The organism is Streptacidiphilus pinicola (genome assembly GCF_003258295.1).
In the GTDB taxonomy this organism is placed as follows: domain Bacteria; phylum Actinomycetota; class Actinomycetes; order Streptomycetales; family Streptomycetaceae; genus Streptacidiphilus; species Streptacidiphilus pinicola.
Map to the genome: position 1 here is coordinate 1 of NZ_QKYN01000117.1, position 18753 is coordinate 18753.

General features: G+C 72.4%; 15 protein-coding genes and 1 pseudogene. 6 read left to right on the forward strand and 10 right to left on the reverse strand.

Features of this window, described 5'->3' with window-relative positions; genetic code table 11:
- Positions 1 to 299: 299 nt before the first annotated feature.
- Positions 300 to 959: an endonuclease NucS gene (gene nucS / locus DN069_RS28075; protein WP_111505594.1), complete on the reverse strand. Its 660-nt coding sequence runs from the start codon at positions 957 to 959 to the stop codon at positions 300 to 302.
- A gap of 361 nt (positions 960 to 1320) precedes the next feature.
- Between nucS and DN069_RS28080 the strand changes: the two genes are divergently transcribed.
- The gene (locus DN069_RS28080; RefSeq protein ID WP_111505596.1) at positions 1321 to 1713 is read left to right on the forward strand and encodes an SCO5389 family protein; all 393 of its coding nucleotides are present in this window, start codon (positions 1321 to 1323) and stop codon (positions 1711 to 1713) included.
- A gap of 28 nt (positions 1714 to 1741) precedes the next feature.
- Here the strand turns inward: DN069_RS28080 and DN069_RS28085 are convergent, their stop codons facing one another.
- Positions 1742 to 2995, reverse strand: coding sequence for an LLM class flavin-dependent oxidoreductase (locus DN069_RS28085; RefSeq protein ID WP_111505598.1), 1254 nt, complete (start codon positions 2993 to 2995; stop codon positions 1742 to 1744).
- Between the two features lie 241 nt (positions 2996 to 3236).
- Here DN069_RS28085 and DN069_RS28090 point away from each other — a divergent pair, with 241 nt between their 5' ends.
- Positions 3237 to 3566 (forward strand): ATP/GTP-binding protein, encoded by a 330-nt coding sequence (locus DN069_RS28090; protein WP_111505600.1) that lies wholly within the window; start codon positions 3237 to 3239, stop codon positions 3564 to 3566.
- A 4-nt stretch (positions 3567 to 3570) separates the two neighbouring features.
- Here the strand turns inward: DN069_RS28090 and DN069_RS28095 are convergent, their stop codons facing one another.
- Together DN069_RS28095 and DN069_RS28100 are read right to left on the reverse strand one after the other, a co-directional pair.
- Positions 3571 to 4335: an ABC transporter permease gene (locus DN069_RS28095; RefSeq protein ID WP_424556334.1), complete on the reverse strand. Its 765-nt coding sequence runs from the start codon at positions 4333 to 4335 to the stop codon at positions 3571 to 3573.
- Positions 4332 to 5291, reverse strand: a complete 960-nt coding sequence (locus DN069_RS28100) for an ABC transporter ATP-binding protein (protein WP_111505604.1) — start codon at positions 5289 to 5291, stop codon at positions 4332 to 4334. The genes DN069_RS28095 and DN069_RS28100 overlap by 4 nt, the downstream gene beginning before the upstream one ends.
- Positions 5292 to 5360: 69 nt before the next feature.
- Here DN069_RS28100 and DN069_RS28105 point away from each other — a divergent pair, with 69 nt between their 5' ends.
- Complete coding sequence (locus DN069_RS28105) at positions 5361 to 6155, forward strand: alpha/beta fold hydrolase (RefSeq protein ID WP_111505606.1); 795 nt, start codon at positions 5361 to 5363, stop codon at positions 6153 to 6155.
- Between the two features lie 117 nt (positions 6156 to 6272).
- Here DN069_RS28105 and DN069_RS28110 read toward each other — a convergent pair whose 3' ends face one another.
- The 3 genes from DN069_RS28110 to mce form a co-directional block, all read right to left on the reverse strand.
- A complete protein-coding gene (locus DN069_RS28110) occupies positions 6273 to 7208 on the reverse strand; it encodes a coiled-coil domain-containing protein (protein ID WP_111505608.1) in 936 nt (311 codons plus the stop codon).
- Between the two features lie 123 nt (positions 7209 to 7331).
- Complete coding sequence (locus tag DN069_RS28115; protein WP_111505610.1) at positions 7332 to 12437, reverse strand: hypothetical protein; 5106 nt, start codon at positions 12435 to 12437, stop codon at positions 7332 to 7334.
- 274 nt (positions 12438 to 12711) lie between these two features.
- Positions 12712 to 13149, reverse strand: a complete 438-nt coding sequence (mce, locus tag DN069_RS28120) for a methylmalonyl-CoA epimerase (protein WP_111505612.1) — start codon at positions 13147 to 13149, stop codon at positions 12712 to 12714.
- Positions 13150 to 13378: 229 nt separating this feature from the next.
- On the opposite strand from mce, the gene DN069_RS28125 reads away from it, so the two are divergent.
- Both DN069_RS28125 and meaB read left to right on the forward strand, forming a co-directional pair.
- Positions 13379 to 14587 carry an acetyl-CoA C-acetyltransferase gene (locus DN069_RS28125; protein WP_111505684.1) on the forward strand — a complete coding sequence of 403 codons (1209 nt, stop codon included), beginning with the start codon at positions 13379 to 13381 and terminating at the stop codon, positions 14585 to 14587.
- A 335-nt stretch (positions 14588 to 14922) separates the two neighbouring features.
- Positions 14923 to 15876, forward strand: a complete 954-nt coding sequence (meaB, locus tag DN069_RS28130) for a methylmalonyl Co-A mutase-associated GTPase MeaB (protein ID WP_111505614.1) — start codon at positions 14923 to 14925, stop codon at positions 15874 to 15876.
- Positions 15877 to 15883: 7 nt separating this feature from the next.
- On the opposite strand, the gene DN069_RS28135 is transcribed toward meaB, so the two are convergent.
- Positions 15884 to 16252 carry a nuclear transport factor 2 family protein gene (locus DN069_RS28135; RefSeq protein WP_111505616.1) on the reverse strand — a complete coding sequence of 123 codons (369 nt, stop codon included), beginning with the start codon at positions 16250 to 16252 and terminating at the stop codon, positions 15884 to 15886.
- A 128-nt stretch (positions 16253 to 16380) separates the two neighbouring features.
- Between DN069_RS28135 and DN069_RS28140 the strand changes: the two genes are divergently transcribed.
- On the forward strand, positions 16381 to 17211 hold the full coding sequence (locus tag DN069_RS28140; RefSeq protein ID WP_111505618.1) for a MerR family transcriptional regulator: 831 nt from the start codon (positions 16381 to 16383) through the stop codon (positions 17209 to 17211).
- Here the strand turns inward: DN069_RS28140 and DN069_RS28145 are convergent.
- Together DN069_RS28145 and DN069_RS28150 are read right to left on the reverse strand one after the other, a co-directional pair.
- The gene (locus DN069_RS28145; protein ID WP_111505620.1) at positions 17208 to 17729 is read right to left on the reverse strand and encodes a MarR family winged helix-turn-helix transcriptional regulator; all 522 of its coding nucleotides are present in this window, start codon (positions 17727 to 17729) and stop codon (positions 17208 to 17210) included. The two genes, DN069_RS28140 and DN069_RS28145, sit on opposite strands and share 4 nt — an antisense overlap.
- Positions 17730 to 17911: 182 nt before the next feature.
- Positions 17912 to 18661 (reverse strand): annotated as a pseudogene (locus tag DN069_RS28150) (DUF2127 domain-containing protein); the annotation flags it as partial.
- Positions 18662 to 18753 lie beyond the last annotated feature (92 nt).

Sequence of the window (18753 nt, forward strand, 5' to 3'; positions counted from 1 at the left end):
GCCCGGTCGGCGCACCCCGGCCAGCCCCTCCCCGAGCTGATCGCCCGTCAGGGGCGCTGACCTCCGCCGGAGTTCGGCCCCCTGCGGGGACGCGCGCTCCCTAGGCCTTCGGCCGGGGTGCGCCGACCGGGCTTCGGCAGGTGTGCCTTCCTCAGGATTTCGGCGGGAGTGCCGTCGCCCGCGCCTTGGCGGGGGTGCCCCGTCAGGCTTCGGTCGGATTCCGTCACCCGGGCCTTCGGCCGGGGGCGCCGCGCATCAGCGGAGTCTCGCGCTCCCGCTGTGCTGCAACAAGCCGGGAGTCAGAAGAGCTTGAGCTTGTCGTCCTCGATGCCGCGGAGTCCGTCGTAGTCGAGGACGACGCAGTCGATGCCGCGGTCGGCGGCGAGGACGCGGGCCTGGGGCTTGATCTGCTGGGCCGCGAAGACGCCCTTCACGGGCGCCAGCAGGGGGTCGCGGTTGAGGAGTTCGAGGTAGCGGGTGAGCTGCTCGACGCCGTCGATCTCGCCGCGGCGCTTGATCTCGATCGCGACCGTCGTGCCCTCGGCGTCCCGGCAGAGGATGTCCACCGGGCCGATGGCCGTCATGTACTCGCGGCGGATCAGCGTCCAGCCCTCGCCGAGGACCTCCATGCGGTCCGCAAGAAGCTCCTGCAGATGCGCCTCGACGCCGTCCTTGATCAGACCGGGGTCCACACCCAGCTCGTGGGTGGAGTCGAGCATCACTTCTTCCAGCGTGATGATCAACTTCTCGCCAGCCTTGTTCTCCACTGTCCAGCGTCCGTCCTCCTCCTTGAGGGAGCACGGCGGTGACATCCAGTTGAGCGGCTTGTAGGCGCGGTCGTCGGAGTGCACGGCGACACTCCCGTCCGACTTGACCAGGATGAGCCGAGGGGCGGACGGCAGGTGGGCGGTGAGCCGGCCTGCGTAGTCGACGGAGCAGCGGGCAATGACGAGACGCACGGCCGACCACGCTAGCCCACGAAGGCCATTCGAAGCGATTCCGGGGCAAGAGAGGGATTCACGCGGCGCGCGGAAACCGGATCCGGCACCGTCGGCGTTGTCACTCACAGGAATCGCCGACCACGCAGCGCAGTGGAATGGTGACTGTCGGATCATACTCGACTCTGGCTTGATCCATTCGCTGTGCTCTGGTGCCACTGCTTACGGGGGCTTACGGTGTGTCACGGCCACTCAGGGTAGGGAGATTGCCACATTCTGCTCCCTGTTCGGCCGTTCCCTGGGACGCTGGTAGCGGTGCCATCGTCCGCTCTGCACCACCCCCTGGGGGAGCCGCCCCGGGGGCCCTGCGAGAGGAGAACCCATGTCGCTCGACGTCTCACCGGCCATGCTTGAGAAGGCCGAACGAGGCGAGGTCGACGAGCGGGAATTCGTCGACTGCGTCCGCACCTCCCTGCCCTATGCCTGGGACCTGATCAGCTCGCTGGTGCTCCAGCGGGAGGTCGACGGCGGTGAGTTCGCCGACAACCAGGTCCCCCCGCCGTCCGAGCAGGAGCGCGGTCAGCTGCTGCGCGCCCTGGCGAGCGACGCCATCAGGGGTTCGCTGGAACGGCACTTCGGGGTGCGGCTCGCGTTTCAGAACTGTCATCGGGTCGCGGTGTTCGCGCCGGGCCCCGAGGCCGATGCCCGCTATGCCAGGTTCACCTCGGTGCGGGCGCAGCTGCTCAACCAGTCGCCCGAGCTGCGCGACTGCTAGCGACGGTTGAGAACGAGCGGCGAAGCCGCTAATCCTGCGGAAGCTGGGGGAGGACCTCCGCGCCCAGTCGGGCGATGTTGGCCACCGTCTCGGTGCGGTCACCGGAGCCCTCCACCAGCAGGGCGAAACGCCGGATCCCGGTGCGCTCGTGCGTGGCGAGCAGCCGGTCGGCGCAGAGCCTCGGTGTCCCGACGGCGTGCAGGTCGCAGAGCAACTCGGTGTACTGCTCCGGGTCGCGCATCCGGCGCTCGCGTCCGTCCACGGTGCGGTGCGCACCCAGGCCGAAGCGGAAGAAGTCCGGCATCGCGCGCAGCAGTCGGGACCTGGCGTCGGCCGTGCGGTCGGCGACCTGGGCCACGCCCGCCGCGACATGCTCGGCCTCGATCCGGGCCACCTGGTCCGGCGTGCGGCCGGCCTCCAGCGCGGCGGTGCGGTAGGCGGCCACCATCTCCGCCTTGTCCTCGTCGCCGGAGTGCATACCGAGCAGCATCGGCAAGCCCTGCTGCGCGGCGAGGCGCACCGTCCCGAGGGAGGTGCAGGCGATCACCACGGGCGGCCCCCCGGCCGTCCGTGCGCCGCCGGCCGTGACGGACAGCGGCGCCGGGGAGGTCTCCGCGAAGGCGTGCTGCGCCGAGCCGGTCTGACGGTCCGTCCGCGGGACGGCGCCGGTCTGCCGGACGCCGCGGTGCGGCTGGATGGGCCGCTCCGTGGCGCGCGGGACGACCGCGACCTCGGGGAAGTCGTAGCGCGGGCCGGAGGCGCCGACCCGGGAGGAGCGCAGCCAGCGCAGCAGCAGGTCGAGGGACTCGGGGAAGCCCTGCTCGTAGGCCTCCGCGCCACCCCCGAAGACGGTGAGATCCACCCACGGCCCGCCGCGGCCCACGCCGAGCGTGAACCGGCCGCCGGAGGTGAGGTGCAGCAGTGCGGCCTGCTCGCCGAGCCGCACCGGATGGTGCGTCGGCAGCACGCTGACGGCGGTGCCGATGCGCACCCGCCGGGTGCGGCCGAGCAGCAGACCCGCGAGCGTCGCCGCGTCCGGGCAGACGCCGTACGGCACGAAGTGGTGCTCGGCCAGCCAGACACTGTCCAGCCCGGCCTGCTCGGCGGCCACCGCCGCCGACACGGTGCGTTCCAAGGCCTCGGCATGCCCTTGGCCCGGAAATTGGGCGGAGAGCAGGAACACTCCGGTGCTGAGCCCGCCCGGTACCGGCCGCGCGCTTCGCTGCCGCGGCAGCTTGTACGGCGCGAGGGTGGGTACGGCGCTGGCGTGCACGGCGGACATGGAATCAACTCCTTGGCCCCACGGGGAACTTCGATCCCGCGACTACCACAGGAGTAACTCACGTCATGTGCCACAGGCACAGCGGAATCCGGGCTTCGACGGGATATCGGGTGGTTTTGCCCTTGCGCCCTGGCAGGAATCCGGCCTCTGTGGTAAAAGCCACCCCCGGCGCGTTCGGGGGCCCGCGCTACGCGCTCCACTACCCTTGTGGGACCAGCATGCCGCCAAGTCAGGGAGAATGATGTCTCCTCGCCGAAGTCGTCCCCGCGGGGACGAACCGAAGAACGCCCGTACGGTTACCGGCGGCACCTGGCTGGAACGCACCGAGAGCTATGCCGGCGAGGAGTGGCAGGTCCGCACGGTCGCCGGCGACAGCGGCAAGCGCTACCGCTGCCCCGGCTGCGACCAGGAGATCCCATCCGGCGTCGGCCACGTCGTCGCCTGGCCCGTGCTGTCCATGGGTGCCGCCGGGGGAGTCGACGACCGCCGCCACTGGCACCGCGCCTGCTGGACCAACCGCGAACGCCGCGCCCCCAACCAGCTGCGGGGACGCGGCGCTCCGAGGTACTGAGGGACTACGCGTCCCGGCGCTTGAAGAGCAGGTAGCCGATCCCGATGCAGGCCACGGCCCAGGCGAGAACGATGAAGAAGCCGGCCAGCGGCCCGTACGGGACGTCCGAACTGGCGCGCACCGAGAACAGCTGCCGCCCGGCCACGTCCGGGAAGTAGTGCGCCACGTTCTTGACCTTGGGCACCGCGTTGAGGATCGGCGAGATCAGGAAGAAGAACGGCATCAGAATGGCCAGCGCCGGGATCGGGCGACGCACCATGAAGGCGACGCCCACGGAGAGCAGGGCCAGCAGCGTCATGTAGATCGCCATTCCGAAGACCGCACGGGTCACTCCCGGGTCCGAGATGGACACGCGATGGCTGCCGAGCAGGGCCTGGCCCAGGAAGAAGCTGACGAACGCGGTCAGCAGCGAGATCACCGCCACCAGGCCCAGCACCGTCACGACCTTGGCGAGCAGCAGGGTCAGCCGCTGCGGCACGGCGGCCAGCGTCGCGCGGATCATGCCGCTGCTGTACTCGCTGGTGACGACGAGCACCGAGAAGACGATCAGTGCGAGCTGCCCCAGGCCGATGCCGCTGAAACTGACGCTGGTCGCGTCGAAGGTGGCGCGGTCGGCCGCGGACGTGTGGTTGAAGTTCGCGGCGAACAGGGCGGACACGAGCGCGCCCAGGCCCACCGTGACGACGAAGGTGAGCAGCAGCGTGATGAAGGTGGACCGGACCGTCTTGACCTTGATCCACTCGGAGAGCAGTGCGGGGAACATCGTCAGCTCTCCTTCTTCCAGTTCTCGCCCCAGGCCGCCGGAGGGTTCTCCGGTGCGGGTGTCTCGGTGTGGTACTCGACGGCCTCGGCCGTCATCCGCATGAACGCCTCCTCCAGGGAGGCGCGTTGCGGGCTCAGTTCGTGCAGGGTGACCCCGTTGGCGGCCGCGAGGTCACCGATGCGTGCCATGTCGCCGTTCTCGACCTCCCACGCGCCGTTGCCGTCGAGGGAGGCGGTCATGCCCTCGCGGGAGAGCGCGTCCAGCAGCTGCTCCGGCTGCGGGGTGCGCAGCCGCACGAAGGAGCGGGAGTTCTGGTCGATGAACTCGTTCATCGGCAGGTTGGCGAGGAGCCTGCCCCGGCCGATGACGATCAGGTGCTCCGCGGTCAGCGCCATCTCGCTCATCAGGTGCGAGGAGACGAAGACCGTGCGACCCTCGGCGGCGAGCGACTTCATCAGATTGCGGACCCAGACGATGCCCTCCGGGTCCAGCCCGTTGACCGGCTCGTCGAACATCAGGATCTTCGGGTCGCCGAGGAGCGCCGCGGCGATGCCGAGCCGCTGACCCATGCCGAGCGAGAAGCCGCCGGAGCGCTTCTTGGCGACGGCCGTGAGGCCGACCAGAGCCAGAACCTCGTCCACCCGCTGGGCCGGAATGCGGTTGCTCGCCGCCATCCACCGCAGGTGGTTGTGAGCAGTACGCCCCGGGTGCACGGCCTTGGCCTCCAACAAGGCGCCGATGTACTTCAGCGGCTCGCGGAGTTCGCCGTAGTGCTTTCCGTCGATCCGGACCGTCCCGGAGGTCGGCCGGTCGAGGTCGAGCAGCATGCGCATGGTCGTCGACTTGCCGGCGCCGTTCGGGCCGAGGAAGCCCGTCACCACGCCCTGGGGGATGGTGAAGCTGAGATGGTCGACGGCGAGTTTGTCGCCGTACCGCTTGGTCAGCTCGTTGACCTCGATCATGAGTTCACCCTAGGGCAGGAACGCCGCGGATGAGGTCCCGAAGCACCGATCGGTGCATACGCTGTCCCCATGACCGAACGACTCTCGGTGCGGGAGGCCGGCTCCGGCACGCCGCTGGTGCTGCTTCACGCGTTCCCGCTGTCGGCCCGGATGTGGGAGTCCCAGCTCGACGAGCTCCCCGGCCCCGACGGCACGGACGCCCGCGTCCTCGCCGTCGACCTCCGCGGCTTCGGCGGCACGCCGCTGGGCGCTGACGCCCCGTCGCTGGATCTGCTGGCCGACGACATCGCCCTGCTGCTGGATGCCGCGGGCATCGAGCAGGCGGTCATCGGCGGCCTCTCCATGGGCGGCTACATCGCGATGGCCTTCGCCCGCCGCTATCCCGATCGCCTCTCCGGCCTGCTGTTCGCCGACACCAAGGGCTCGGCGGACACGGACACGGCCCGCGCGAACCGCGAACGGGTCGCGAAGGCGGTCCTCGCCCGCGACAGCGTCCGCCTCCTGGTGGACGAGCAGTTGCCCAGCCCGCTGCTGGGCTCGACCACGGCGAAGCGCTGCCCCAAGCTGGTCGACTACGTCGCGGAGCTGATCTCCGCAGCCTCCCCGGCCGCGGTCGCCTGGGCGCAGCGCGCGATGGCGGCGCGCCCGGATTCCCTGGAGTCCTTGGGCGCGGTCGATGTCCCGGCCCTCGTCATCGTCGGCGACGAGGACGCCCTCACTCCGATCCCCGACGCAGAGGCCCTCGCCGCCGCGCTCCCTCAAGCCGACCTGACGATCCTTCCGGGCGCAGGCCACCTCTCCGCGCTGGAGGTCCCGGAGGCCTTCAACGCGGCCGTCCGGGGCTTCCTTTCAACGATTGATTGAGTGGCAACACCCAGGGGCGCGGTTCCCCGCGCCCCTGGACGGTGCAACTACCTGGTCGCGCCCGTGCGGCAGAGCCGCATGTCGGTACGGCCCCGCGCCCCTGAAGCGCTGGCGCGCTTAGCGCGACTGCTGGGCCGGGACGCCGCGGCCCATGACGTCGTCGTCCGGGGCGGCAGCGGCGGCGACCGCCGCGCCCGTGAGGGTAGCGAGCATTTCGCGGACGTTGGTGAGCTGGGCGTTGATGCTGTCGCGACGGTTCGTCAGCGCCGCGAGCTCGCGCTCGCTCTCGCTGCGGACGCGGTCCGCCTTCGCGTTGGCGTCGGCGACGATGTCCTCGGCCTGGCGCTGGGCGGTCTCGACCGTCTGGCGCGCGCGACGCTCGGCGTCGGTGCGGAGCTTCTCCGCCTCCAGGCGGAGCTGCTCGGCGCGGTGCTCGATCTCGGCGAGGCGCTTCTCGGCCTTGGCCTGACGGGCGGCCAGATCGCGCTCGGACTGCTCGCGGCGCTTGGCCAGGTTGGTCTCGAAGTCGGCCGCGGCCTGCGCCGCCTTGGCGCGGGTCTCCTCGAAGAGGGCGTCGGCCTCCTCGCGCTTGTTCTGCGCGTCCTTGCCGGCCTCGGCCCGCAGCTGCGCGGAGTCGCTCTTCGCCTTCTCGACGATGCGAGCGCCCTCCTCCTCGGCCTTGGCCTTGCGGTCCTTGGCGAAGCCGTCGGCCTCGCTGCGGACCTGCTGGGCGGCGGCCTCGGCCAGCTCACGGTGCTGCTCGGCGGCCCGACGGGCCTCCTCGCGCAGGTCCTTGGCCTCCTCCTCGGCCAGGCGCAGGATCTTCTCGACCCGCGCGCCCAGGCCGGCGTAGGACGGCTCGGCGTCCGTGATCTGCGCCTGTGCGGTCTGCGTCTCGAGATGCAGCTCCTCGATGCGCTTCTCCAGCGCGCCGATCCGGTTGAGGGCGCCGTCGCGGTCCGTGACCAGCTTGCTGATGCGCTCGTCGACCTGAGCCCGCTCGTACCCGCGGCGCACAACGTCGAAGCCGTGCGGAGAGTGTGTGTCGCTCATAGGGGTGGAGTTCCTGTCGTATGCCCGGAGAGTCGGATGGTTGAGGTGAGGTGATAGGGCGAATCCTGGCACGGATTCGGTGTGTCATCGGCCCAAAGCCGATGAAGAGTGGAGAATGTCCGCTCAATCGGGTGGTTGCGTGCCGGCACGTTTGCCACCCGGACGGGTTGCTCCCGCGCCGACCCCCGCTGGGGTGCCGCCGCGGCCACCACCCGGCCTGTTGTTGCTGTCCCCGTTGGTCCTGCTCGCCCCTCCTGACGGACCGTTGCCGGTGCCGCCGGTTCCCCCGCTGGGCTTGCCCGCGCCGCCTGGCGCCTCGAAGGCCTCGAGGGCCTGGAGGACGTCCTGCACGCGGGCGATCTCGGTGTTGATGTCCTTGCGGCGGCTGACCAGCTCGTCGAGTTCCCTGCGGCCCTCGTCGGTGATCCGCTTGGCTTCGGACCTGGCCTCCTCGACGGTCTGCTCGGCCTCGGCGCGGGCCCGGTCCAGCTCCGCCTCGCCTGCCTCGATGGCTTCCTGACGGGTCTTCTCGGCGGCCTCGGCGGCGGAGCCGCGCTGCCGCTCGGCCTCCTCGCGGGCGGCCTCGAGGGCCGAGTCGGCTTCGGCCTTGCGGGCCTCCGCCTCCTTGAGCAGCCCCTCGGCCTTCCTGACGGCCTGGATACGGACCTTGCTGGCCTCGGCGGACGCCTCGGCCTGCAGTTCCGCCGCCTTCTCCTTGGCCACGGCGAGCTCGCGCTCGGCCTCGGCCCTGGTGGCGTCCAACTGCTCGCTGGTGTCGGCGATGAGCCGGTCCACCCGCTCGCCGGCCGCGCGCATGGCCTCCGCGGACTCCTTGCGGGCCCGCTCGTGCAGCGCCTCGATCTCGGCGTGGGTGCGCTCGCGCAGCTCCTCGGCGCGCTCGCGGATCTGCGTGGCGTCGCCGCGCGCCTCGACCAGCATCTGGTCGGCGTCCCGGCGGGCCTGCTCGACCAGCGCGCTGCCCTCGGCGGCGCCCTCGCCGGTGATCCGCTCGGCCTCCTTGCGGGCGGCCGACACCATGGCGTCGGCCTGCTCCTCCGCGGCGGCCGTGGTGGCCAGCGCAGCGGTCTCGGCGTCGGCGGAGACCGACTCGGCCAGCTCCTGCGCCTCGGCGAGGGCCCGGGTGGACTCCTCGGCGGCGCGGGCGCGCAGCTCCTCGGCCTCGGCCCGCAGCCGCTGGGACTCCTGCTCGGCCTGCTCGCGCAGCTGCTCGGCCTCGGCGCGGAGCCGGGCGGCCTCGGTGGTGGCCAGCTCGCGGATCTGTGCCGCCTCACGCTCGGCGTCGGCGCGGGTCTGCGTGGTCTGCGCCTCGGCCGCCTCGTAGAGGCCGGCGACGGACTGCCGGATCTGCGCGGCCTCGTCCTCGGCGGCGGCGATGCGGCTCGCGGCCTCGCGCTCGTTCCGCTCGCGCTCGGCCTCGATCCGGGCCCGCTCCTCGGTGAACGCCTCGGCCGCCTCGGCGCGCAGCGCGGCCAGCTCCGAGGTGACCCGCTCGCGGTCGTCCGCGGCCTCGGCGCGGAGCCGGGCGGCCTCGGTGGTGGCCAGCTGGCGCACCTGCGCGGCCTCGCGCTCGGCGGCGTCGCGGGTCTCGCCCGCGGTCAGCTCCGCGTCGGTCCGCAGCTCGGTGAGCTCGGCGTCGAGGAGCGCGCGGTCGGCGGCGGTCTTGGCCTCGGCGTCGGCGAGGACCTTGGCGGCCTCCTCGCGCAGCTCGGCGACGGCCGTCTCGGTGTCGGTGAGCGCCTTGCCGGCGGCCTCGCGCGACGCCTTGGCCTCGGCGAGGTCCACGGACGCGGCCTCGCGCGCCTCGGCGCGGACCCGGTCTGCCTCGCCGTGGGCCTCGGCCAGCACCGCGTCGCGGCGGTCGGCGAGCTCGTGCTCGGTCTCCGCGCGCAGCGCCGCCAGGTCGGCGGCGTGCTGGGCTGCGTCCTGCTCGGCCTGGGCGATGATCTCGGCGGTGCGCGCGTCGGCCGCGGTGCGCTGCTCGATCATCGCCGCGCGCTCGGCCTCGATCCCGGCGTCGGCCTCGGCCCGGATCCGGGCCAGCTCGGCGCTGGCCTCGTCGTAGTCGCGGCGCGCCTGCGCGTGGATCTCCTCGGCGGCGGCCTGCGCGGCCTCGCGGATGCCGGCGGCGGCCTGGTCGGCCTGGGCGCGCAGCTCGGCGAACTCCGCGTCCAGTGCCTCACGGTCGGCGGCGGTCTTGGCCTCGGCGTCGGCGAGGACCTTGGCGGCCTCCTCGCGCAGCTCGGCGACGGCCGTCTCGGTGTCGGTGAGCGCCTTGGCGGCGGTCTCCCGGGAGTTCTTGGCGTCGGCGAGGTCCACGGACGCGGCCTCGCGGGCCTCCGCGCGGACCCGGTCCGCCTCGCCGTGGGCGTCGGCCAGCACGGACTCGCGCTGTTCGGCGTGCTCACGCTCGGCCCTGGCCCGCAGGTCGGCCAGGTCGGCGGCGTGCTGGATCCCCGCCTGCCGGGCCTGCTCCACCGCGGTCTGCGCCTCGACGTGCAGGGCCTCGCGCCGGGCGGCGGCCTCCGCCTCGTGCTGCTCCAGCTTGAGCCGGACCTGTTCGGCGCCGGCCTGGGTCTCGGCGGCGAGCTGCTCGGCCTCGGCCTGGGCCGCGGCGAGCAGGGCCTCACGCTGCGCTGCGGCCTCGGCGTCCTGCTGTTCCGTCGTCAGCCGCAGCTGCTCGGCGGCGGCCTGGGCCTCCGCCGCCAGCCGGTCCGCCTCGGCCTGCGCGGCGGCCAGCAGGGCCTCGCGCTGGGCCGCGGCCTCGGCGTCGTGCTGTTCCGTCGTCAGCCGCAGCTGCTCGGCCTCCGCCTGGGCGGTGGCCAGCAACGTCTCGCGCTGCTGCGCGTCCTCGGCCAGCTGCGCGGCGCGCTCCTGCTCGGCCTGCTCGGTGGCCTCCCGGGCGCGGTCGCGGATCATGTCCGCGTCGGCCTTGGCGGTGGCCAGCATGGTGACGCGCTTGTCGGCGAGCTCGCTCGCCTGCTGCTCGGCGGCCAGGCGCGCCTCCTCCGCCAGGCGTTCGGCCTCGGCCTCGGCCGCCTCCCGGCGGCTGACCAGGTCGGCCTCAAGGTCGCGGGCGGCCTCGCGGATCCGCTCCGCCTCGGCCTCGGCCTCGGCGATGGACGCGGCGGCCTGTTCGCGCAGGGTCCTGGCGTCCTCGATGTCCTGGGCGGCGGCGTCGCGCGCCTCGGCGCGGATCTGCTCGGCGTCGGACTCGGCGGAGTCGGTCTTGGCCTTGGCGCTCGCCAGGTCCGCGTCGACGGTCTCCTGGGCCTCGGCGCGCAGCCGCTCGATCTCGGAGTCGAGGTCGGCGCGCATCCGGGCCAGTTCGTTCTCGGCCTGGGCGCGGGACTCGGCGACCTCGGTGCCGGTGCGCTCGCGCAGCTCGGCGGCGGCGCGGGCGTCCTCGGCGGCCTTCTCCGCGTCGGCCGCGGCCTGCTGGGCGCGCTCGCCGGCCAGCCGCTCGGTGGCAGCCAGGATCTCGTCGCGCTCCTGCCGCGCCTCGGTGCGGACGCGCTCGGCGTCGGCGGCGGCCTGGGCGTGCAGCTCGTCGGCGGCGGTGACGGCCGCCTGGTGGGTCTCGTCGGCGGCGGCCTGGGCGGCGGCGCGGATCTCCTCGGCCTTGGCGCTGCCCTTGGCGGCCTCGGTGTCACGCACCCCCTCGGCCTCGCCGCGGATCCGGTCGCCCTCGGTCTTGGCGCGGGCCAGCACCTGTTCGGCGCGGGCCTGCATCTCGCGGGCCTCCTCGGCGGCACGCGCCTTGGTGGCGGCGACCTCCTCGGCGGCCCCGCCGCGCAGCTCGTCGGCGTCGGCCTTCGCCTTGACCAGGAGCTCCTCCGCGCTGCGCGCCGACTCCTCGATCTGTCCTATGGCCTGACGGCGCGCCTCGCCCAGGGTCCGCTCGACGTCGACGGCGGACTCCGCGCGCAGCCGCTCGGCCTCGGCCCGCAGCTGGGCGGCGGCGTCCTGGTGGGCGGCGATCTCGTCCAGGGCCATGCCCTGGGCCTGCTCGGCGGCGGCCCTGGCCTGCTCGCGCAGCAGCTGCACCTCGGCCATGGCCTCGGTGCGGATCCGCTCCGCCTCCTCGGCGGCGTTCTGACGGACCGTCTCGGCGTCGGCGGTGGCGCGGGAGACGACGTCCTCGGCGGTGCGGGCGGCCTTGGCCAGGTGCACGGTCGCGGTGGCGGCGCCCTCGGTACGGGCGGACTCCAGGGCCTCGGCCTTGAGCCGCTCGATCTCGTCGCGGGCCTCCTCCAGCAGGCGCTGGGCCTCGGCCTTGACCTCGTCGGCCTCCCTGGTCGCGGTCGCGACCATGCGGGCGACCTCGGCCTTGGCGGTGTCGGTCCGCTGCTGGCCGGCGGCCTCCACACCGGCCAGCCGGGCCTCGGCCTCCTCGCGCAGGTGCTCGGCCTCGCCGCGCAGGGCGGCGGCCTGGTCACGCAGCCGCTGGATCTCCTCCTGCGCGGCGGCCAGCCGTCCGTCGGCCTCGACCCCGGCGTCGGCGCGGACCCGCTCGGCGCGCTCGGTGGCGTCCTGGGCCTGTGCGGCGGCGGCGTTCAGCAGCCGCTCGGCCTCGGTGCGGGCGCGCTGGAGCACCGAGTCGGCCTCGGCCCGGGTGGACTCGACGTCGGCGGCGACCTGCGAGGTGGCGTTCTCGGAGACGGCCATCGCCTCGGCGCGGGCGATGCCGAGCATGCGCTCGGCTTCGGCGCGTGCCTCGTCCAGCACCTGACGCGCCTGCGCCTCGGTGCCGGCGCGGGCCTGCTCGGCCCAGGAGACGTTCTCGTTGACGTGCTGTTCGGCGCTGCGGCGCAGCTCGGCGAGCTCGGCCTCCAGATGGCGGCGCCGGGCCTCGGCCTCGGCCTGCCACTCGGCCTGCAGCCGCGAGGAGCGGTCCGCGGCCTCCTGCATCAGCCGGGCGGTGGCGTTCTGCGCCTCCATCCGGATGCGTTCGGCCTCCTGCCGCAGCTGCTCGGCCTGGGCCTCGGCGTTGCGCAGGATCTGCTCGGCCTGCCCGGCCACGGAGTCGAAAGCACGCGGCTGGGCAAGCTGGCGCCGAGCCTCGTGCAGCTTGGCGCGGAGGACTTCGACCTGGTAGGCGAGGTCCTCGGCGTGTGTGACGGCCTTCTCGCGCTCCTTGCGAAGCCGCTCCAAGTCGGCCTCGAACTTGGCGAGGTGATCGTCAACCTCGTAGCCGTCGTTGCCCCGCACTCCGCGGTCCCATCCGTCTCCATGATCGCGTCGCCGCACCGTGCGCGGTTCGGGTGTATCCCGCTCCGCCGTCCGGGTGAGCTCCTTGGTGAACCCTATGCCTCAGGGAGAATGGTGGCAGATCGTGGGGAAGAGTGGGCCACTCGGTGTCTCGCTCACCCCACCCGCACCCCCCGGCAACCGGGCCCGTGGCACCGGGGCATTTTCTCACGTCACCGGGGGTGAGCGCAGGGGGGTGGGGCGGATTTTCTCTTTGTACGTGCCCAGAGGTTCGTTACTCGTGGGTTGCCTGGGGGGCGGAGGTGACCAGCTCGGTCAGCACGCCGTGGCAGTCCTTGGGGTGGAGGAAGGTGATCCGGGAGCCCATCGAGCCGATACGCGGCTCGTCGTAGAGGACCCGGACGCCCTTGCCACGGATGTCCGCCGCGTCCGCGTCGACGTCCGCGGTGCCGAAGGCGATGTGGTGCACACCCTCGCCGTTCTTGGCCAGCCACTTGCCGACGGCGGAGTCCTCGCGGGTGGGCTCCAGCAGCTGCAGGTAGCTGGCGCCGCCGTCGGAGGTCTCGTTGATCTTCAGCATGGCCTCGCGGACGCCCTGCTCCTCGTTGACCTCGGTGTGGAAGACCTCGAAGCCGTAGGTCGCGCGGTAGAACTCGACCGTCTTGTCCAGGTCGAAGCAGGCGATACCGATGTGGTCGATGCGCGTGAGCACGGGGAGGTCCTCCTGAGGGAATGAAGCTGGGCCTGTCAACGCTCCTTCCAATAGAGCGCAACTCGTGTCCTGGCGAAACCCGTGCCGACCGTGCCCGTGATCACACCGTGTGCCGGGTGACGGCCCCACGGCCGGTCAGTACATTGAGCGGAAAACTCCCAACTGGCACTCGGTGCCGTGGCACACCGTCGCCCGCCAGTTCCCGTCGCAGCAAAGGGGCTCGACCACCATGAGCAACACGGCAAGCCGCGCCACCACGTCCGTGATCGTCGCGGGCGCCCGCACCCCGATGGGCCGCCTGCTCGGCTCGCTCAAGGGGTTCTCGGGCGCCGACCTCGGCGGCGTTGCGATCAAGGCCGCGCTGGAGCGCGCCGGCGTCAGCGGGGACCAGGTCCAGTACGTGATCATGGGCCAGGTGCTGCAGGCCGGCGCCGGCCAGATCCCCGCCCGCCAGGCCGCGGTCAAGGCCGGCATCCCGATGAACGTCCCGGCGCTGACCATCAACAAGGTCTGCCTCTCCGGCCTGGACGCGATCGCGCTGGCCGACCAGCTGATCCGCGCGGGCGAGTTCGACATCGTCGTGGCCGGTGGCCAGGAGTCGATGACGAACGCCCCGCACCTGCTGCCCAAGTCCCGCGAGGGCTTCAAGTACGGCGCGATCGAGATGCTGGACGCGATGGCCCACGACGGCCTGACCGACGCCTTCGACGGCATCCCGATGGGCGAGTCCACCGAGATCCACAACACCCGTCTCGGCATCGCCCGCCCGGAGCAGGACGAGATCGCCGCCCGTTCGCACCAGCTGGCCGCGGCCGCGCAGAAGAACGGCGTCTTCGAGGCCGAGATCGTCCCGGTGGAGATCCCGCAGCGCAGGGGCGAGCCGGTGCTCTTCTCGGTGGACGAGGGCGTCCGCGCGGACACGACCGTCGAGTCGCTCGGCAAGCTGCGTCCGGCCTTCACCAAGGACGGCACGATCACGGCCGGTTCCGCCTCGCAGATCTCCGACGGCGCCGCCGCGGTGGTCGTGATGAGCAAGGCCAAGGCCGAGGAGCTCGGGCTCACCTGGATCGCCGAGATCGGCGCCCACGGCAACGTCGCGGGCCCGGACAACTCGCTGCAGTCGCAGCCGTCCAACGCCATCCAGCACGCCCTCTCCAAGGAGGGCATCGGCGTCGAGGACCTCGACCTGGTCGAGATCAACGAGGCGTTCGCGGCCGTCGCCGTGCAGTCGGTGAAGGACCTGGGGATTTCGCTCGACAAGGTGAACGTCAACGGAGGCGCGATCGCGCTGGGTCACCCGATCGGGATGTCCGGCGCCCGTCTGGTGCTCTCGCTCGCTCTCGAGCTCCAGCGCCGCGGCGGCGGCGTCGGCGCGGCCGCGCTCTGCGGCGGCGGCGGCCAGGGCGACGCCCTCATCGTCCGCGTCCCGAAGGCCTGAACCCCCGACGGCGTAGCCGTCAGGGGCGCGAGGCTCTGCTGATGTGCGCCTCCGGCGGGTGGGCGCGAGCGGTTCACTGATGCTCCCGCCTGTGGTTGCACTTCCAGGGGCGCGGGGCTCTGCTGATGTGCGGCTCCTCCCCCAGCCTTCGGCCGGGAGGTACCCCCAGCGTGGGCGCGAGTCGGGTCGGGGCTGCTCCCGCCTGCGGTTGCGCCCCTGGACAGTGCAACTGTCCGTGGGAGGGCCCGTGCGGTGGAGCGGCAGAATCGGTACAGCCTCGCGCCCCCACAGGTAGTGCAACTGGTCCGTCCGATTCACAACTGGAGCTCAGCACGATGATCGACGTCCCCGCCCTGGTCGCGCAGGCCCGAGAAGGGCGGCCGCGCGCAGTCGCGCGGCTGATCTCGCTGGTCGAGGGCGCCAGCCCGCAGCTGCGGGAGGTCATGGCCACGCTGGCGCCGTTGACCGGGCGGGCGTATGTCGTGGGGCTGACCGGCTCGCCGGGTGTGGGGAAGTCCACGTCGACCTCGGCGCTGGTGACGGCGTACCGCCGTCAGGGCAAGCGGGTGGGGGTGCTCGCCGTCGACCCGTCCTCGCCGTTCTCCGGCGGAGCCCTCCTCGGGGACCGGGTCCGCATGCAGGAGCACGCCACCGACCCTGAGGTGTTCATCCGGTCCATGGCCACCCGGGGCCACCTCGGCGGTCTGGCCTGGTCCGCGCCGCAGGCGATCCGCGTGCTGGACGCGGCCGGCTGCGACGTGATCCTGGTCGAGACCGTCGGTGTGGGGCAGTCCGAGGTGGAGATCGCCGCGCAGGCGGACACCACGATCGTGCTGCTCGCCCCGGGCATGGGCGACGGCATCCAGGCCGCCAAGGCCGGGATCCTGGAGATCGGCGACGTCTACGTGGTCAACAAGGCCGACCGCGACGGCGCCGACGCCACCGCCCGCGAGCTCAACCACATGCTGGGCCTCGGTGAGGCCCGCTCCGCGGGCGACTGGCGTCCGCCGATCGTGAAGACGGTCGCAGCCAAGCACGAGGGCGTCGACGAGGTGGTCGAGGCGCTCGACAAGCACTACGCCTGGATGTCCGAGCAGGGCGAGCTGGCCAAGCGCCGGCTGCGCCGCGCCGCGCAGGAGATCGAGGCCATCGCCCTGACCACCTTGCGCGAGCGCTTCGGCTCCCTGCACGGCGACCGTCACCTCGACGCGCTCGCGGAGAAGGTCGCCCGCGGCGAGCTGGACTCGTACGCCGCGGCGGACGACCTGATCGCTTCCGTCACCAACTGACCGTGCCTCAGGACGGCGGCAGCGGCTGGACGGTGAGGTGGTAGTCCTCGCGGATCCGGCCGTCCGCGTCGAGCAGCAGGAAGACCCTGGCCGCCCAGTCGGTCCCGCCGTCCGGGCGGGTCAGCCGGACCGTGAGGACGACCACGTCCTCGCTGGGGGTGGTGCTCCCGTCGTGGGTGATCCGGTACCCATCGGAGGCCACGAACCGTTCGTGCGCCTCGGCGACCCGCTCCACCAGGCCGTCGTGGCCCCGGAACTGCTTGCCCTCGACGTACTCGACGCCGTCCTCGGTCCACAGCTCGGTGACGGCCTGCTTGCGGGCGACCGGGTCCGGCTCGTTCCACACGGCGAGGTAACGCTCGACGATCGACGACATGGCTCTCGACTCCTTCTCGCTGGTGCGTCTCTGACGTGGCCACCACGTTGGCGGCGGCCCTCGCGGGAGGGTCAAGTAGGTGGGGAAGGCGGGACTCTCCCCCTACCGGAGGGTCCAGAATCGGTTGGGTGACGAGCCAGCTGTCGATCGGGGACTTCTCCCGCGCCACCCACTTCACCGTCAAGACCTTGCGGCACTACCACGACATCGGAGTGCTGGCGCCGGCGGAGGTCGATCCGCAGACGGGGTACCGGCGTTACGGCGTCGACCAGATCCCGACCGCGCAGGTCGTGCGCCGGTTCCGGGACCTCGGGATGCCCCTGGAGGAGGTCAAGGCGGTGCTGGCCGCGTCGGACGCGGACGACCGCAACCGGCACATCGGCGCGCACCTGAGCCGGCTGGAGGAGGAGCTCGGCCGGACCCAGCTCGCGGTGTCCTCGCTGCGGGACCTGCTGACGGGTCCGCCCGCCGACGTGCCCGCGGTCCAGCTGCGCAGCGTGCCGGCCGTCCGGGCCGCGGCGGTCTCGGCGACGGTGGACTCGCAGGACTGCCGGGCGTGGAGCGAGGGCGCGCTGGGGGAGCTGTACGCGACCCTGGCCGGGCAGGGGCTGCGCGAGACCGGGCCCGCCTGCGGGCTCTTCGACGACGACATGTTCACCCGGCACCGCGGCGTGGCGACCGTGTTCGTGCCGTGCGACGGCCCGGTCCGGCCCATCGGCCGGGTCGGGCCGTCGGTGCTCCCGGCCGCGGAGCTGGCCGTGATCGGGCATCACGGCCGCCCGATCGAGGCCGACCGCAGCTACGGCGCGCTCGCCGGGTACGTAGCCCGGCACGCGCTCGCCGTCGACGGGCCGGTACGCGAGGTCTACCTCGTCGGCCGCCGGGAGACGCCGGACGAGACCCGCTGGCACACCGAGATCTGCTGGCCCGTCTTCCGCCCGAGCGGCAGTGCCGGCTAACCCCGGCCGCGCAGTTCGCGCAGGTGTTCCGCGATGGGGGCCAGGGCCTCGTACATGGAGGCGACCTGGTCCTCGTCGAAGCGGTCGATGAAGTGCTCGCGGACGCTGCGCACGTGCTGCGGCGCGATGCGCCGCATCGTCTGCCAGCCCTGCTCGGTCAGCACCGCGAACAGGCCGCGGCGGTCGCCCGGGCAGGTGTCCCGGGCGACCAGGCCGGCCGCCTCCATGCGCGTGATCTGGTGCGAGAGGCGGCTCTTCGACTGGAGTGTGGCGACCGCAAGGTCGGTCATCCGCATGCGGCGTTGCGGAGCCTCGGAGAGTTCGACCAGGATGGTGTAGTCGTTGTTCGAGAGCCCGTAGGGTTGCAGCTCACGCTCCAGTTGGTACATCAGGAGCCGGCTGACCTCCAGGTGGGCTCGCCACAGACGCTGCTCCTCCGCGGTGAGCCACGGGGCGTCGTCCTGCGGGCCCTTGGTGGGGGACTCGGAGAGGACGGCCGGGGCGGTGGTGGTGTCCATAGCCCTGATCATACGTCGTTTAGTTGAAAATTGTACTATTCAACGATCCTCGAAGGCTGATCCACGGCCCCGCCCCGCTGCGGTGCCACCCGATCGAGTGGCACTGTCCGGTGGACATTCGCCAGCGCTCCGGCCGCACCCTCGGCCACCTGGGCCTCCCGCTCCCGGAGCGAGGCCTGGTGTGCCGCCGCCTCCACCTCCAGCAGCGAGGCGCCGTGCCGCTCCGCCTCGAACGCCTTCGCGCCGCCCCGCAGGCCGAAGAGGCGCTTGGCCAGCAGGATGTAGAGGACGGCCAGCACGTTCAGCGCCAGCGTGCCGATCTTGAACCCGCTCACCTTGTGCGTCAGCTCGATGATCTCCAGCGGCAGGAACGCGGCCGTCGCCACGACCGTCAGGTACTCCGCCCAGCGCTTGGCCGCCCACAGGCCGAAGGCCTCGACGATCTCGATCAAGGCGTAGGCGACCAGGGCCACCGCGGTGATCAGCAGGGTGCTGTGCTTGTACTGGAAGGTCTTCTGTATCGAGTCGACGACCGCCGAGTGGTCCAGGTCGAAGCCGTAGTGCTGGGCGATCGGGCGGAAGAGCGTCAGGTCGTCGTTGAACAGCTGCTGCACCGAGGTCTGGCTGTTGCTGAACTTCCAGACCGCCCAGGCCACCAGCACGATGAAGACGCCGCGCACCAGCCGCTCGACGGCCAGGAAGCGCAGGATGAACAGGTCCCGCAGGGCCTTGCCGCGCGGAACGTAGGGGGCGTCGGCGGCCTGGCCGGCGCCGTGCGGGGCGCCGATCGCGAAGTCCCCGCAGCGCAGGCACCGCCAGGCCTCGCCCACCGCCGTCGCCACGTGCAACCGGTCCCGCAGTTCGGGCTCGGTCGGTGCGTAGGTGATGTGGCCCTTGCGGGCGCAGTGTCGGCGGTCCCAGTCCCTCGTCATGGCCATGGAGAATAGCCCGCTTCGGGCGGGAATTACCGGTCAGTCATACTGAACCGGCGCCCTTGGCGCGAGATTGCGACATTTCCGAGAGG

Coding starts and splice junctions, on each gene's coding strand:
- DN069_RS28080 (WP_111505596.1), top strand. CDS start 1,321: ATGTCGCTCGACGTCTCACCGGCCATGCTTGAGAAGGCCGAACGAGGC.
- DN069_RS28085 (WP_111505598.1), bottom strand. CDS start 2,995: ATGTCCGCCGTGCACGCCAGCGCCGTACCCACCCTCGCGCCGTACAAG.
- DN069_RS28090 (WP_111505600.1), top strand. CDS start 3,237: ATGTCTCCTCGCCGAAGTCGTCCCCGCGGGGACGAACCGAAGAACGCC.
- DN069_RS28100 (WP_111505604.1), bottom strand. CDS start 5,291: ATGATCGAGGTCAACGAGCTGACCAAGCGGTACGGCGACAAACTCGCC.
- DN069_RS28105 (WP_111505606.1), top strand. CDS start 5,361: ATGACCGAACGACTCTCGGTGCGGGAGGCCGGCTCCGGCACGCCGCTG.
- DN069_RS28110 (WP_111505608.1), bottom strand. CDS start 7,208: ATGAGCGACACACACTCTCCGCACGGCTTCGACGTTGTGCGCCGCGGG.
- DN069_RS28125 (WP_111505684.1), top strand. CDS start 13,379: ATGAGCAACACGGCAAGCCGCGCCACCACGTCCGTGATCGTCGCGGGC.
- meaB (WP_111505614.1), top strand. CDS start 14,923: ATGATCGACGTCCCCGCCCTGGTCGCGCAGGCCCGAGAAGGGCGGCCG.
- DN069_RS28135 (WP_111505616.1), bottom strand. CDS start 16,252: ATGTCGTCGATCGTCGAGCGTTACCTCGCCGTGTGGAACGAGCCGGAC.
- DN069_RS28145 (WP_111505620.1), bottom strand. CDS start 17,729: ATGGACACCACCACCGCCCCGGCCGTCCTCTCCGAGTCCCCCACCAAG.